At 68.8% G+C, this 14,332-nt stretch carries 11 protein-coding genes; 10 read left to right on the forward strand and 1 reads right to left on the reverse strand.

From position 1 onward, the window contains the following. Positions 1–3 precede the first annotated feature (3 nt). The 4 genes from F603_RS0102305 (at position 4) to F603_RS0102320 (ending at position 2,482) form a co-directional block, all read left to right on the forward strand. Positions 4–894, forward strand: a complete 891-nt coding sequence (locus F603_RS0102305; protein ID WP_245600659.1) for a LysR family transcriptional regulator — start codon at positions 4–6, stop codon at positions 892–894. 128 nt (positions 895–1,022) lie between these two features. Then, entirely contained in the window at positions 1,023–1,304 is a 282-nt protein-coding gene (locus F603_RS0102310; protein ID WP_019544399.1) for a hypothetical protein, read from the forward strand. A gap of 13 nt (positions 1,305–1,317) precedes the next feature. Continuing rightward, on the forward strand, positions 1,318–1,851 hold the full coding sequence (locus F603_RS0102315) for a DinB family protein (protein WP_019544400.1): 534 nt from the start codon (positions 1,318–1,320) through the stop codon (positions 1,849–1,851). A 103-nt stretch (positions 1,852–1,954) separates the two neighbouring features. Further along, entirely contained in the window at positions 1,955–2,482 is a 528-nt protein-coding gene (locus F603_RS0102320; RefSeq protein WP_019544401.1) for a carboxymuconolactone decarboxylase family protein, read from the forward strand. Between the two features lie 133 nt (positions 2,483–2,615). On the opposite strand, the gene F603_RS0102325 is transcribed toward F603_RS0102320, so the two are convergent. After that, entirely contained in the window at positions 2,616–3,833 is a 1,218-nt protein-coding gene (locus F603_RS0102325; protein WP_019544402.1) for an ROK family transcriptional regulator, read from the reverse strand. 241 nt (positions 3,834–4,074) lie between these two features. On the opposite strand from F603_RS0102325, the gene F603_RS0102330 reads away from it, so the two are divergent. The 6 genes from F603_RS0102330 to F603_RS31425 all read left to right on the forward strand — a co-directional run bounded on the left by F603_RS0102330 (position 4,075) and on the right by F603_RS31425 (position 14,101). Beyond that, on the forward strand, positions 4,075–5,412 hold the full coding sequence (locus F603_RS0102330) for an ABC transporter substrate-binding protein (RefSeq protein ID WP_019544403.1): 1,338 nt from the start codon (positions 4,075–4,077) through the stop codon (positions 5,410–5,412). Continuing rightward, on the forward strand, positions 5,409–6,320 hold the full coding sequence (locus F603_RS0102335) for a carbohydrate ABC transporter permease (protein WP_019544404.1): 912 nt from the start codon (positions 5,409–5,411) through the stop codon (positions 6,318–6,320). Before F603_RS0102330 ends, F603_RS0102335 begins: the two co-directional genes overlap by 4 nt. Then, a complete protein-coding gene (locus tag F603_RS0102340) occupies positions 6,320–7,204 on the forward strand; it encodes a carbohydrate ABC transporter permease (RefSeq protein WP_019544405.1) in 885 nt (294 codons plus the stop codon). Before F603_RS0102335 ends, F603_RS0102340 begins: the two co-directional genes overlap by 1 nt. Positions 7,205–7,358: 154 nt before the next feature. Further along, positions 7,359–10,367: an alpha-mannosidase gene (locus tag F603_RS0102345; protein WP_051096100.1), complete on the forward strand. Its 3,009-nt coding sequence runs from the start codon at positions 7,359–7,361 to the stop codon at positions 10,365–10,367. 27 nt (positions 10,368–10,394) lie between these two features. Next, a complete protein-coding gene (locus F603_RS31420) occupies positions 10,395–12,299 on the forward strand; it encodes a glycoside hydrolase family 2 protein (RefSeq protein WP_019544407.1) in 1,905 nt (634 codons plus the stop codon). Beyond that, positions 12,296–14,101 (forward strand): sulfatase, encoded by a 1,806-nt coding sequence (locus F603_RS31425; RefSeq protein WP_019544408.1) that lies wholly within the window; start codon positions 12,296–12,298, stop codon positions 14,099–14,101. The genes F603_RS31420 and F603_RS31425 overlap by 4 nt, the downstream gene beginning before the upstream one ends. Positions 14,102–14,332: the final 231 nt, after the last annotated feature.

Raw genomic sequence — 14,332 nt, forward strand, 5'->3', positions numbered from 1 at the left:
GCGATGGCTATGGCCGACCGGATGAACCTCGAAGGGCTCCGCTACGCGCAGGCCGTGGCGGAGACCAAGTCGTTCAGCGCCGCCGCCCGCGCCTACGGCGTGACCCAACCCGCCTTGTCGAACGGCATCGCCAAGCTGGAGGAGCGCCTGGGCGAGAAGCTGTTCGACCGCTCCCCGCGAGGCGTGACCCAGACGGCGTTCGGTTCCCGCGTCCTACCCCTGATCGAGCGCGCCCTGGAGGGGTTCGACGCCGTGGCCGCGGAGGCCAGGCGGCTGACGGAAGTCGGAGAGCAGAAGATCCGCATGGGCCTCTCCCCGCTGATCGGCTCGCGCCTGGTCGCCCGCGCCTTCAGCATGGTCCAGGATCTGCCCGCGCCGCGTGACCTCGTGCTGCGCGAGGCGAACATGCAGGAACTGCGCGAAGACCTGGATGCCGGACAGCTCGACGTCGTCCTGATCCCGGCCGTGGCCGCGATGCCGCGCTTCGAGCATCGCGTCGTCGATGTCGAGCGGATGGTCGTCGTCAGTCCCGGCACTGCGGAATCGACTCCGCTCGAACTCGAAGAAGCAGGCGAGGAGTGCTTCATCCTCGTGCCGGACACCTGCGGCCTGACCACGTTCACCACGCAGCTCTTCGAGGCGCGCGAGATGCCCCTTCGCACCTACCCGGGGGAAGCCGCCAGCTACCAGGTCCTCGAGGACTGGTCGAAGCTGGGCCTGGGATCGGCCATGCTTCCCCACTCCAAGCTCAGCTCGCCCGATGCTCCCCATCGCCCGCTCCTCGACGAGGGCCGAGAGGTGCAGATCTCCTTCGAAGCGGTCTGGAGCGCCGATTCCCCGCTCGCCGCTGACCTCCTCCACCTCGCCGACAGTCTCGCGGCGGCCCGCGCATAGCCATACACGGCACCTATGACCAGATTCGCAGGACTCCTCTACCGGCGCCTCGGCCGCCTGCCTAACGTGGCAGGCACGTTGCGGAATCCGCCGCAACGCGTCACCTCGCCGTCGAATGAGGCATAACCATGGCGTATCTCGAAATCACCCTGCGGGTGGCCCCGGACAACCGCGCCGCGGCTGCAGGCGTCTACGAGAAGTACAAGCAGCTCTTCCTGGACACCGTCCCCGGAGCCACCAGCAAGGAGCTCCTCGTCCGAGACGAGGATGTCCAAGTCCTCCACACCTTCCGGGGCGCCGCCGACGCCAAGGCGTACCTGGCCGGCGACCTCTTCACCCGCGACGTGGTCGGAGAGCTGGCCCCGCTGTTGGAGGCCAACCCCGACGTGCGCGTCTACGAGACCGTCTGAGCCGGGCGGCGTCATGTACGAGACCCAGGAACTCCTCCGCGAGTACGACCGGGCCCGCGCCTACACCGACGAGCTGTGGAAGGACCTCACCCCGGACGAGGTGACCTGGCGACCGCACGAGAGCTCCAGCGCCATCGGCTGGCACCTCGGCCACCAGGCCCACGTCGCCCACTTCATGATCCGCAACCTCACGGCGGCCGAGCCCAGTCCCGACCCGGAACTGGACGGACTCATGGACTCGGCCAACCCGGAGAAGTTCCGTGGCGCGCTACCGACCACCGGCCGGCTCACCGCCTTCCGCGACACGGTCGCCGAGCGCGTCCACGCCCGCATCGGCGACATCGCGGCCGGCAAGGTCGGCGCCCCCGCCCAACTGGCCGTCGTCGCCCAGCATTTGCTGGTCGCTCTCATCAACCACGAGTACCAGCACGACCAGTGGATCAGCGAGGTCCGTGCCGACGACCTCGGCCATGCACTTCCGCCCGACCCCGTTTCGGACCGGCTCAGCCGCATCGACGGCTACCTCGTCTGCAACCCGTACCCCTGATCCCCGCACACCCCTTCCCGGTTCGGACAGCACGCCCGAAACCAGAAGCCCCCTACCGGCACGCCCAATTCCCGCGAGCTGGTTCGCAGTCAAGGAGCACGACATGAGCGATGTGCGCGTCACACCCTGGCAGGACGACACGATCCCCTCGCCCCCGCCCGAACTCCTGGCAGACATGAAGGCCCGTCGTCCCGACGGCGAACTGATCGGTATCGACCGTGTCCTGCTGAAGAGCTTCCCGCTCGCCACAGGGTGGAACGCGCTGCTGGGCCGGGTCCGCGCCGAGTTCGCACTCGCCTTGGAGTACCGCGAACTGATCATGCTGCGAGTGGCCGCACTGAACCGCGCCGACTTCGAGTGGGGCGTGCACCACCCGGCGTACCTGCAGGCGGGCGGCACGGAAGAGAAGTGCGCAGCTCTCCAGGGCGAAGGCGCAGAGAGTGACGTCTTCGACGAAGAGGAACGCACCCTGATCGCGCTGACCGACCAGTCCACGAAACAGGTCGAGGTTGACGCTCTTCTCGTTGAGAAGACGAAGCGCTTGTTCGGCGAGGTCCAAACGGTGGAAGCGGTCGCGACGGTCGCGGCCTACAACATGGTTTCGCGCTTTCTGGTGGCGCTGGCCGTCTGACAGTCGGCAACGGGCGCGCCGTGCTCGGGTCGCGTCACCCGGACCAACTCCCGGTTGCTGGCCGCCGGTCGGCGGACGATCAGATCGGATCGACCATCGACGGGCTGACCGGCGGCCGTCCCCTCGCGGGGCGTCAGCCCACCATCAGCGCGGACGCGCGGGGCGCGAGGAAGTGATCCAGCACCAGTTCCGCGGCGCCCTGAGCAGCCACTTGGTCGCCCACGGCGGACCCCTGCACCTCGATGTTCCTGCGCCTCACCACGAGTTCGCGCTCGACGATGCCAGGGATGACGGGGAGGAACACCGGGCTGAGCCGGCCCCAGAGCGGGCCTCCGATCACCACGCGCGGTACGTCCAACAGGTTCACCAGCACGCCGAGGCCGACGGCCACGCGGCGTGCCGCGTGGTCGAGGATGCGGGAGGCGCCGCCGTCTCCGGCGGCGGCGAGGGCGCACAGCGAGGAGCAGGCGTCGTCGATGGCGACGTAGTCGCTGAGGTTCGGGAGCGGCAACAGGCCCACGCGGGCGGCCTGGAGAACGAGCGCCTCGGGAACGCAGGCGGCGGCGAGGCCGCCGCGCCGGCCGCTCCACTCCAGCCGTTCGGCGTCGGGGTCGACGACCAGGTCGCCGATCTCGCCGATGTTGTTCGTCGTGCCACGGACGACCTGGTTGTCCAGCACGACGGAGGCGCCGACACCGGACCCCAGGTAGAGGAAGATGAACGTGTTCGACGCCTCGTGAGACGAGCGGAGCTCCGCTGTGGCGGCTGCCGTGACGTCCTTGTCGAGGAGGACGGGCAGCCCGGTCGCTTCGTGGAGGTCGGCGCGCAGTTGGACGTTGCGCCAGTTGGGTAGCTGAGGCGGGTCGAGCAGCACCCCGGCGCCGATGTCGAGCGGGCCCGGAGCGGCGATGCCCAGCCCGAGCACCCGGGTCCGGGCGATGCCGGCCTCGGTGATCAGACCGTCGACGGCGTCGGCGATGCAGGCGGTCACCTCGGAGGGGTTGGTGGCCTGCGGTGTCCGTTTCTGACATGTCAGCCGCACCTCGCCGTCGAGATCGAGGAGGACGACGGTCAACCTTGCCGGGTCGATGTGCACACCGACTGAGTAGGCTCCGTCCGGGTCGGTGACCAGCGGTATGCTCGGCCGGCCGCGCGCGTTGCCGCCCGGCGCGCTTTCACGGACCAGGTGGTCGTCGATCAGCCGACGCGTGATGTTGGAGATCGTCTGGGAGCTCAGACCGGTCGCGCGCTGCAGGTCGGCTCGGCTCACTCCGCGCGACCTGCGCACCACCTCCAGCACCACCGCCTGGTTGTAGTCCGCCAGCCGGAGCTGGTTGCTGCCTCGCCGCATGCGACTCTTCCTGCCTTCCTCTAGGACCCTCGGACCGGCGATCGCGCGGGCCTCTCGCGGCGGTTCGCCGGGCGGCTCGGTGATCTGCGCCCACAGGAGGCTGTCCCGGCCGGGTGCGGGCCACGCTACGGGACTTGGCGTCATCCCTTGACGGGGAACGATCTCGCTCCATAGCATCACCGAACTTTATCCAATCCATTTGATAAAAGATGGATCGGAAACACGGCCAGGAGAGATGCCTATGCGACGCAACCGTGTACTTGCCGCCGGCGCGGCCGGACTGCTGTTCGCAGGGGTGCTCACGGCGTGTTCGGACTCCCGCGCGGAGGGCCCGGTGACCGTCAAGCTGCTGCAGTTCCAGGAGGCCCGCGCCGATGTCGTCAAGGACCTCATACCGGAGTTCGAGAAGGCGATGGCCGAAAAGGGGCAGGACGTCAAGGTGGAGCTGGTCACCGACATCCTCACCGACGACCAGTTCCGGACCAAGATCACGCAGCAGTTCTACTCCGGCAAGGCGCCGGACGTCGTGGACATGGGCAACAAGAACGTGACCGGCATGGCCGGCGCCGGCTACCTGCTCAAGCTCGACAAGTACCTGCACACGTGGGACGGCTGGGACGAGTACTACCCGTCGGTGAAGGACGGCGCACGGGAGCGGAACGGCAGTTACTACTCCCTCCCGCACGAGGCGAGCGTGCAGAGCCTCTTCTACCGGAAGGACGTGCTGGAGCGGCTGGGCATCGACACCTCGCAGCCGCGCACGTGGGACGAGCTGATCGCCCGGCTGAAGCAGGTCCGCGCCAAGACCGGCGAGGCTCCGATCGTCCTGCCCGCCGGGACCGCCTGGGGCGACGGCTCGTGGTCGGAGGGCCTCCTGCCCGTCATGGCGGGTACCGGCAGCACCCTGTACGACGACGAGTCCGGGAAGTGGAAGCTCAGGAGCAAGGGCCTGTCGGCCGCCTTCGACCTCTACGCGGACCTCGTCGAGGCAGATCTGCTCCCGGTACGCGACCTGCAGAACCCGAACCCGTGGGAGCCGACGAAGTACCAGAAGTTCCCCCAGGGCACGCTTCCGGTGGCGGCCCAGGGGAGCTGGGGGTGGAAGTACGACTGGGGCCCAGAAGGGTCGGCCCCGATCAAGAACTCCCGCGAGAGAATCGGCACTTGGGACTACCCGGCCCTGGTGCCGGGCACCAAGCCCGCCCCGGTCAGCGGCGGCGGCTTCGGCTACAGCGTCAACGCCGACGCCGCCCATCCCGACGCCGCCGTCGAGCTGGCGAAGTGGCTGAGTTCCGGAAAGGCGCTGGCCAAGCAACTGGCCGCGGTGGGCGCCGTCTCGCCGCGCGAGGGCCTCTCCGGCACCGCGCCGTACAAGAACGAGCCGTCCCTGCTCCAGGCGGAGGACGAGCTGAAATCCAGCATCCAGCCACCGCTGGGTGACGGAGAGGACCGCGTCTCGCAGGCGGTCCAGAGCGCGACGGCGAAGATCGTGTCCGGCGATGCGGACGGCAGCCAGGCCGCCGACGCCTTCGCCGAAGAGGCCGCAGAGCTGCTCGGCAGCACTCGGGTGGCGAAATGACCACGGCCAAGACTTCGGCCGCCCGGCCGACACGTCCCCTGCAAGAGCGCGCTGCGCTGCCCGTGCTGCTCGGCCCCTCGGTCCTCCTGATCGCGGTCTTCGTGATCGCCCCCGCCGCTTACGGCATCTACCTCGCCCTCACCGACACGCAACTGACCGGATTCGCGGCGCAGGACCCGCAGTTCGTCGGGCTGGAGAACTTCCGGAACCTGCTCGGCTCGGCGGACTTCCTCGAATCGCTGGGCCGTACGGGAGAGTTCGTCCTCTGGTCGGCGATCATCGGGCAGACGGTGCTCGGCATGCTCGCCGCACTGCTGCTGCGTCAGAAATGGCTGCGCGGCAAGGGGCTGTTCGGAGCGTTGATGCTCCTGCCGATGGTGGTGCCCGAGGTCGTCGCGTCGTTGACCTGGGCGAGCGTGCTCTCCTCCGAGGACGGCAGCACGTTCAACCGACTGCTCGGGCTGTTCGGTTCGGGCGCGGCGGCGCCGCTGCAGGAGTACCCGATGACCTCGGTGATCCTCATCAACGTCTGGCGGGGTATCGCGTTCGCGATGATCATGTTCCAGGCCGCGTTGGAGGACGTGCCCGACGAGCTGCTGGAGGCGTCGCGCATGGACGGCGCAAGCGCGCTCCAGGTCTTCCGGCACATCACCTTGCCCCTGATCCGCGGCCCGGTCTTCCTCTACCTGCTGCTCACCACCATCACCACGGTCGGCGTCTTCGGGCTCATCTACTTCCTGACCCAGGGCGGTCCTGGACAGGACACGGAGATCACCTCCGTGTACATCTTCCAGAGCGCCTTCAAGTACTCGCAGATCGGCCTGGGAAGCGCCGCCTCGGTGATCCTGCTCATCCTGCTGACGATCCTCGGCATGACCTACGCCCGGCTGGCAAAGGTGGAGGTCTGATGACGGCCACGACGAACACCGAGCACGTGACGGCCACCGGACCCGCAGGTCCGCGCCGCCGCAAGCCGACGTGGGTGATCCTGCAACAGGCGCTGCAATACGCCCTGATGGTGCTGCTGGCGCTGTTCTGCGTCGTCCCGTTCGCCTGGGTCGCGCTCACGGCCGTGGACGCCGACGGCGGGCCCACGGCCAGCCTTCCGACGTTCACGCTGGACAACTTCGTCCGGTTCTTCACCGACGGCGCCACTCCGCGGCTGTTCCTGAACAGCATCGTCGTCTCGTTCGCCGCCACCGCGCTGAACCTCGCCTGCGGCGTCCTGGGAGCCTACGCGCTGTCCCGCTACCGGTTCCGCGGACGCAGGACCTTCATGTTCGCGATCCTGCTGATCCGGGTCATTCCGCCGCCAGCGACGATCGTCGCCCTGTACCTGCTGATGGTCAAGATCCAGTTGGACGACAGCTATATCGGCCTGATCCTGGTCGAGGCGTCGGCGGCGCTGCCGATCACCCTGTGGCTGCTGAAGGGGACCATCGACGCCATTCCGTTCGAGCTGGAGGAGGCGGCGTGGCTCGACGGCAGCAGCCGGTTCGGCGCGATCGGCCGGATCATCCTGCCGCTGGTCGGCCCCGGGCTCGGCGCCGCCGCGATGCTGACGTTCATGGCCGTGTGGGGCGACTTCCTCACCCCGCTCGTGCTGTTGCAGTCGCCCGACCTCTATCCGCTCTCGATCGGTCTGTTCCGGTCGTTCACCGCTTTCAACCAGGTCGACTGGGGCGTACTCGCTGCGAGCGCCGTCGTCTACATGGCGCCGCCCGCTGTGCTGTACCTCTTCCTCCGGCGTCACCTGATGCGATCGAGCCTCGGCGGTGCCCTCAAGTCCTGACCGCACGCGTCCACTTGACCCCCATGGCGACGGGCCGCCGTGCCCTGCCGCAGTACCCAAGCCCCGGAACAACCAGCAGTACGTAAGAGGAGACGCTCTCTTGGCTGACGACAATCCGCATGGCCGAGTGCAACTCGACGCCACCGCACTGGCGATGCAACGGGTCCGACGGTTCACCAAGTTCCGCATACGGCCCGCCGTCTACCGCGACACCCGTCCGGTCCGCATCGCCGCGTGGGCGGTCGAGGGCGAGCCCGTGCCGTTCGCGGAGGCGGTGCAGGAGCAGTACGAGCCGTTCGCGCTGGGCCGGGCGTGGGGCAGACCCTGGGGTACCACCTGGTTCGACGTCTCCGGCGAGGTGCCGGCGGAGTGGGCCGGCGGGCAGGCCGAACTCGTCGTCGACTTGGGATTCACGGGGGACCAGCCGGGGTTCCAGGCCGAGGGGACGGTGTACCGCCCGGACGGAGAGATCGTCAAAGCGATCGAGCCCTACAACTCCTGGGTTCCGCTTCCGGAGCCGGGGCCCTTCCGCCTGCTGATCGAGGCGGCGGCGAACCCGATCGTCCAGGTGCCCTACGAGTACGAACCCACGGCGATGGGTGACAAGGCGACCGCGGGCGAAGAGCCGCTGTACCGCCTCAAAGAGCTGTGCGTCGCCTCTCGCGACCGGCAGGTGTGGGACCTCCTCCAGGACGTGACCGCCCTCGACGGGCTGGTCGACGTCCTTCCCGAACAGGGCTCGCGGCGCGCGGAGATCGTGTACGCGCTGGAGCGGATGGTCGACGTCATGGACCCCGAAGACATCGCGGGTACCGCGGCGCGCGGCCAGGAGGTCCTCGCGCCCGTACTCGCGAGCCGCGCGGCCGACAGCTCGCTGATCGTCTCCGCCGTCGGCCATGCCCATATCGACTGCGCGTGGCTGTGGCCGGTACGGGAGACCGTGCGAAAGGTGGCGCGGACGTTCGCCAACGTCCTGGATCTCAGCGGACGTCACCCGGAGTTCGTGTTCGCCGCCTCGTCGGCGCAGCAGTACGCCTGGCTCAAGGAGACCCAGCCGCGCCTGTTCGAGCGGGTCCGCAGAGCAGTGGCCGAGGGCGTCATCCGTCCGGTCGGCGGGATGTGGGTCGAGTCCGACACCAACATGCCCTCGGGCGAGGCGCTGGTCCGCCAGTTCGTACTCGGAAAGCGCTTCTTCGCCGAGGAGTTCGGGGTGGAGAGCGAAGAGGTGTGGCTGCCCGACTCCTTCGGGTACACGGCCGCGCTGCCGCAGATCGCCAGGGCGGCGGGCGCTCGCTACTTCCTCACCCAGAAACCGTCCTGGAACGAGACGAACGCGATGCCCCACTCCAGCTTCCACTGGGAAGGCATCGACGGCTCCCGACTGTTTACCCACTTCCCGCCCGCCGAGACCTACAACTCCGACCTCGGCGCCGCCGATCTCGCGCGTACGGAGCGAACGTACCGGCAGAAGGGCGCGGCACGGCACGTACTCGGACTGTACGGATGGGGCGACGGCGGCGGCGGTCCCACCAGGGAGATGCTGGCAGCGGCCGAGCGCAAGCGCGACCTCGACGGGTCGCCGCGGGTGCGGATGGACGATCCGGACAGCTTCTTCCGTGCTGCCGAGGCCGAACTGCCCGCACCGCCCGTGTGGGTCGGCGAGATGTACCTCGAACTGCACCGCGGCACACTGATCTCGCACGCGCGGAGCAAGCGGGGCAATCGGCACAGCGAGGCCCTGCTCCGGGAGGCCGAACTGTGGGCGGCGACCGCCGCCCTCCGCAGCGGAGCCCCCTACCCGTACGACGAGTTGCGGCGGATCTGGGAGACGGTGCTGCTGCTCCAGTTCCACGACATCCTGCCGGGCACGTCGATCGCCTGGGTCCATCAGGACGCCGAGCGGGATTACGACCGGGTGGCGGGGGAGCTCGACTCCCTTGTGGCGACCGCGCTCGACGCACTCGGCGGTGGCGAGGGCGACGGTGCTCCGGTCGCGGCCAACGCGGGCCCCTACCCGCTGCACGGCGTGCCGGCGGCCGGCATCGGTCCCGCCTCCCCGCCCCCGGCGGCCGCTCCGCGTCAGGTGAACGACAGGTTCGTGCTCGACGACGGGCTGCTGCACGCCGAGATCGACGGGCGCGGCACGGTCGTCTCGCTCGTCGATCCGGTTGCCGACCGGCAGTTGCTGCCGCAGGGCGTCGCGGGCGGTGTCCTTCAACTCTTCCGCGACACCCCGCGGGAGTGGGACGCGTGGGACATCAACGACGAGGACAAGCGCAGCGGCCGTGACCTCGTGGAACCGGTGTCGGTCGGCATCGTGGACGATGCAGTGGTGGTGCGGCACGAGCGCGGCGAGACGGTGATCACCATGTCCGTCCGCCTCTCCGAAGGCAAGCTCACCTACGCCTTCGACATCGACTGGCACGAGTCGCAGAAGCTGCTCAAACTCGCCTTTCCGCTGGACATCAGGGCGGACCGGTCCACGTCCGAGATCCAGTTCGGTCATCTGCACCGGCCGATCCACCAGAACACCTCCTGGGACGCCGCCCGGTTCGAGACGGTCGCGCACCGGTGGGTGCATGTCGGCGAGCCCGGGTACGGCGTCGCCCTCGCCAACGACGTGGTCTACGGACACGACATCCGCAACGGGCAGGGGCCCGGGGGCCGTCCGATGACGACGGTGCGCTTGTCGCTGCTGCGTGCGCCGCGCTACCCGGATCCGGCAGCGGACCAGGGGCGGCACACCTTCTCCGTCAGCCTGCGTCCCGGAGGGATTCCGGACGCCGTCGCGGACGGGTACACGCTGCAACTCCCTCTGCGCACGGTGCCGGGCGGCGCGGTGGAACCGTTGCTGGAGGTCTCCGACCCGGCCGTCGTGGTGGAGAGCGTCAAGCTCGCGGAGGACCGCTCGGGGGATCTCGTCGTGCGCCTGTACGAGGCGCACGGCAATCGCTCGCGCGCGAACGTGCGCACCCGGTTCTCCTGGCGCGAGGCCCTCGCCACCGATCTCCTGGAGCGTGCTGTGGAGAGCGAGGCCGTCAGGGGAGCGGAGCCCGGAGGCGAAGTCGCCCTGGAGCTGCGCCCGTTCGAGCTGCTCACCCTCCGATTCCGCGACCCGGTGGCCGAAGAGCCGGCGGGTGCGCGTCACACATCGATGAGTTGAGACGAGTTGAACACAAAGGTGGTTTCCATGCCGGCTGATCGGTTCGATCCGCCCAGGCCGGAGTATCCGCGGCCCCAGTTCCAGCGTGACCGCTGGGTGAACCTGAACGGCAGATGGGAGTTCGAGATCGACCGGTCCGACACCGGTCGGGAGCGCGGACTCGCCGAACGGGAGTTGGACCAGGGCAAGTTGGCCGGCGAGATCGTGGTGCCGTTCGCCCCCGAGGCCGCGCTCTCGGGCGTCGGGGAGCAGGACTTCATGCGCGCCGTCTGGTACCGCCGCACGATCACCGTCCCGCCGGAGTGGGCGGGGGACCGGGTGCTGTTGCACTTCGGCGCGGTTGACCACGACGCGACGGTGTGGGTGAACGGGACCGAGGTCGGCCGGCACCGCGGCGGATTCTCCGGCTTCAGCCTCGACATCACCGACGCCGCCCCCGCAGGGGAACCGGTGCCTCTCGTGGTCCGGGCCCGCGACGACCCCGAGGCACCGCAGGCCAGGGGAAAGCAGTCGGTGCCCTACACCCCGCGCGCGGCCAAGTACCAGCGGACCACGGGTATTTGGCAGACCGTTTGGCTGGAGCCGGTGCCGCAGACCGCCATCCGCCGCCCCCGCATCACGCCGAACGTCGCGGCGGGAACCTTCGACGTGGAGGTGCCGCTCTCGGCGAACCTGCCAGGCGGCGTCGTGCACATCCGCGTCGGCGACGGCGCGGGCGACGTGGTCAGCGGCACCGTGCGCGCGGACCTCGACCTCGCGCCCCGGCTGAGCCTGGTGCTGCCACCGGAGCGGGTCCGGCTGTGGTCGCCGGACGATCCCCATCTCTACGGACTCAGCGTCGAGTTGCGGGACTCGGACGCACGCGCCGTCGACAAGGTGGAGTCGTACGCCGGTCTGCGCAGCGTCGCCATCACCGGCAAGCAGATCCGGATCAACGGCGACGTCGTCTTCCAACGACTGGTGCTGGACCAGGGCTACTACCCCGACGGGCTGATGACGGCGCCCACCGACGCCGATCTGGTGCGGGACATCCAGCTCGGCCAGGCGGCCGGTTTCAACGGTGCACGACTGCACCAGAAGGTCTTCGAGGAGCGCTACCTCTACCACGCCGACCGGTTGGGCTACCTGGTGTGGGGCGAGTTCGGCGACTGGGGCTGCAACACGGGCGAGGGCCAGTCCACCAACCAGCGGCCGGACGCGTCGTACATCCAGGAATGGTTGGAGGTGCTCGAACGGGACCACTCCCACCCGGCGATCATCGGCTGGTGCCCGATGAACGAAACCTGGCAGGACTACGGCGACAGGATCACCGCGCTGGACGACGTGATGCGCGGCATGTTCCTGGCCACCAAGGCACACGACACGTCCCGGCCCGTGCTCGACACCTCCGGCTACGCACATCGGATCGCCGAGTCCGACGTGTTCGACAGCCACGACTACGAGCAGGACCCGGACGCCTTCGCCGCCACGCACCGTGCCCTCTCCGACGGCGATCCCTACGTGAACCGGTCGGACACCACGGGTGAGTCCTGGTCCATCGGCTATCGCGGACAGCCCTTCTTCGTCAGCGAGTTCGGGGGCATCTGGTGGAACCCCGCCGAGGCCGGCCGACCGCAGACGGTCACCGGGTCCTGGGGGTACGGCGACCGGGTACGCAGCGTCGAGGAGTTCCACGACCGGTTCGACGGACTCGTCGGTGCGTTGCTCGGCCATCCGGACATGTTCGGCTACTGCTACACGCAACTGACCGACGTCTTCCAGGAACAGAACGGCATCTTCGGATTCGACCGGTCCGAGAAATTCGATATCCGACGCATCCGCTCGGCCCAACTCCGGCCGGCGGCCATTGAAGTCGGCGCGAGGCAGCACGACGGAAAAGACGCCACCGACGGGGCGCAAGGACGACGTTCGACGGAAGGACCGGGCGCATGAAGGCCATCATGGTCATGTTCGACAGCCTGAACCGGCACATGCTGCCTCCTTACGGCGCGGACTGGGTGCACGCCCCGAACTTCACGCGCCTCGCCGCCCGCTCCACCACGTACGACAACTGCTACGTGGGATCGATGCCCTGCATGCCGGCACGTCGTGAACTGCACACGGGCAGGCACAACTTCCTCCACCGGAGCTGGGGTCCGCTGGAGCCGTTCGACGACTCCATGCCCGAAATGCTGAAGCAGCACGGCGTGTACACCCACCTGGTCAGTGACCATCAGCACTACTGGGAGGACGGCGGTGCCACCTACCACGGGCGCTACAACACCTGGGAGTTCTTCCGCGGCCAGGAGGGAGATGCCTGGAAGGGACAGGTGGCCGACCCCGTACTGCCGGAGGATTTGCACAGCAACCGCAACGATCTCTGGCGCCAGGACTGGGTGAACCGTGCGCACATGGACACCGAGGAGAAGCACCCGCAGACGCTCACCTTCGATGCGGGCCTGGAATTCCTGCGCGAAAACCGGGCGCAGGACGACTGGTTCGTGCAGATCGAGACCTTCGACCCGCACGAGCCCTTCTTCACGCACAAGGGCTACAAGGACCTCTACCCGCACGAGTACCACGGGGCGCACTTCGACTGGCCGAACTACGCCAAGGTCACCGAGACCGAGGAAGAGACCGCCCATGCGCGCTTCGAGTACGCAGCGCTGCTGTCCATGTGCGACAACTCGCTGGGCCGGGTGCTGGACGCGATGGACGAGTACGACCTGTGGGACGACACCCTGCTGATCGTCTGCACCGACCACGGCTTTCTGCTCGGGGAGAAAGGCTGGTGGGGCAAGCTCGTCCAGCCCTGGTACAACGAGCTGGCGAACACCCCCTTGTTCGTCTGGGACCCGCGTCGGCCCACGCAGGCCGGCAGGCGCCATTCCGGCCTCGTCCAGACGATCGACCTCGCCCCGACGCTTCTGGAATTCTTCGGCGTCGACCGCACCCCCGACATGCAGGGCCGCCCTTTGGCCGAAGCGACCGACGACTCCCTGAGTGAGGTACCGCTGCGCGAATCCGCGCTCTTCGGCATGTTCGGCGGCCACGTCAACATCACCGACGGCCGCTGGGTCTACATGCGTTCCTGCCACGACACGACCAACCAGCCCCTCTACGAACACACGCTGATGCCCACGCACGGGCGCGGCCGCTTCACCCCCGCCGAGCTGGTCGACGCCGAACTCGCCGAGCCATTCGACTTCACGAAGGGCGTCCGCACGCTGCGGGTCCCCGCCCGAACAGCGCCCGGCTTCGATCCCTCACGGTTCGGAGCGCTGCTGTACGACCTGGCCGACGATCCCCGACAGGAGCGGCCGGTCCACGACGACGAAGCGGAGCTTCGCATGATCCGGTTGCTGGTGGAGCGTCTCCGGGACACCGATGCCCCAGCGGACCAGTACGAGCGTCTCGGCCTGCCCCGGAGGCCGGAGCAGGTGACCACCGCGCACCTCCAGGTCGCCGCGCACCGTGAACAACCGCGCCAGGCGGCGGCGCTGGGCCGCGCACCGCGAGCCGACGAGTTCCCCGAGGGACGGCTCAGCCTGCGCACGCCGCTCGCCGTGCTGCTGTCCGACCCGGTGGCCGTCGAGGCGGTGCGCCGTTTCGTGCCCGGAATCACCGACTCCGAACAGCTGACGGCGCCGGGCGCCGTGTCACTGCTCCAACTGGCCGCCGCTACCGGGGAACCCGACCGCGAGCAGTTGACGGGGCTGGCGAACGAACTCGCACGTCTCTTTCCCCGAAGCTGAACAGCACGCCGTCTTCCGGAGGGGGGTGCCGCACGCAGCAGGTCGACTGGCTCTGTCGCCGGAACTGCTCCCCGTCTGAGCACGACAACGCTCGGCGCCCCTCGTCCCGTTGCAGGGTCGGGGGCGCTGTCGCGTCGTGCCTGTGCGCCCGAGCCGCGGGCTCTGCGGAGCTTTGTGCCGGGGGCAGTCTCGGAGCTGTGGCAGGGCGAGACGGTGAAGGGAGAGCGAGCT

The sequence above is a fragment of the Streptomyces sulphureus DSM 40104 genome (assembly GCF_000381025.1).
Taxonomy (GTDB): Bacteria; Actinomycetota; Actinomycetes; order Streptomycetales; family Streptomycetaceae; genus Streptomyces; species Streptomyces sulphureus.

What these genes read in the sequence shown, in the direction of transcription:
- F603_RS0102320 (WP_019544401.1), top strand. Translation starts at nt 1,955, where the DNA reads ATGAGCGATGTGCGCGTCACACCCTGGCAGGACGACACGATCCCCTCG.
- F603_RS31420 (WP_019544407.1), top strand. Translation starts at nt 10,395, where the DNA reads ATGCCGGCTGATCGGTTCGATCCGCCCAGGCCGGAGTATCCGCGGCCC.
- F603_RS0102315 (WP_019544400.1), top strand. Translation starts at nt 1,318, where the DNA reads ATGTACGAGACCCAGGAACTCCTCCGCGAGTACGACCGGGCCCGCGCC.
- F603_RS0102330 (WP_019544403.1), top strand. Translation starts at nt 4,075, where the DNA reads ATGCGACGCAACCGTGTACTTGCCGCCGGCGCGGCCGGACTGCTGTTC.
- F603_RS0102345 (WP_051096100.1), top strand. Translation starts at nt 7,359, where the DNA reads ATGCAACGGGTCCGACGGTTCACCAAGTTCCGCATACGGCCCGCCGTC.
- F603_RS0102325 (WP_019544402.1), bottom strand. Translation starts at nt 3,833, where the DNA reads ATGCGGCGAGGCAGCAACCAGCTCCGGCTGGCGGACTACAACCAGGCG.
- F603_RS0102335 (WP_019544404.1), top strand. Translation starts at nt 5,409, where the DNA reads ATGACCACGGCCAAGACTTCGGCCGCCCGGCCGACACGTCCCCTGCAA.
- F603_RS0102340 (WP_019544405.1), top strand. Translation starts at nt 6,320, where the DNA reads ATGACGGCCACGACGAACACCGAGCACGTGACGGCCACCGGACCCGCA.
- F603_RS0102305 (WP_245600659.1), top strand. Translation starts at nt 4, where the DNA reads ATGGCTATGGCCGACCGGATGAACCTCGAAGGGCTCCGCTACGCGCAG.
- F603_RS31425 (WP_019544408.1), top strand. Translation starts at nt 12,296, where the DNA reads ATGAAGGCCATCATGGTCATGTTCGACAGCCTGAACCGGCACATGCTG.
- F603_RS0102310 (WP_019544399.1), top strand. Translation starts at nt 1,023, where the DNA reads ATGGCGTATCTCGAAATCACCCTGCGGGTGGCCCCGGACAACCGCGCC.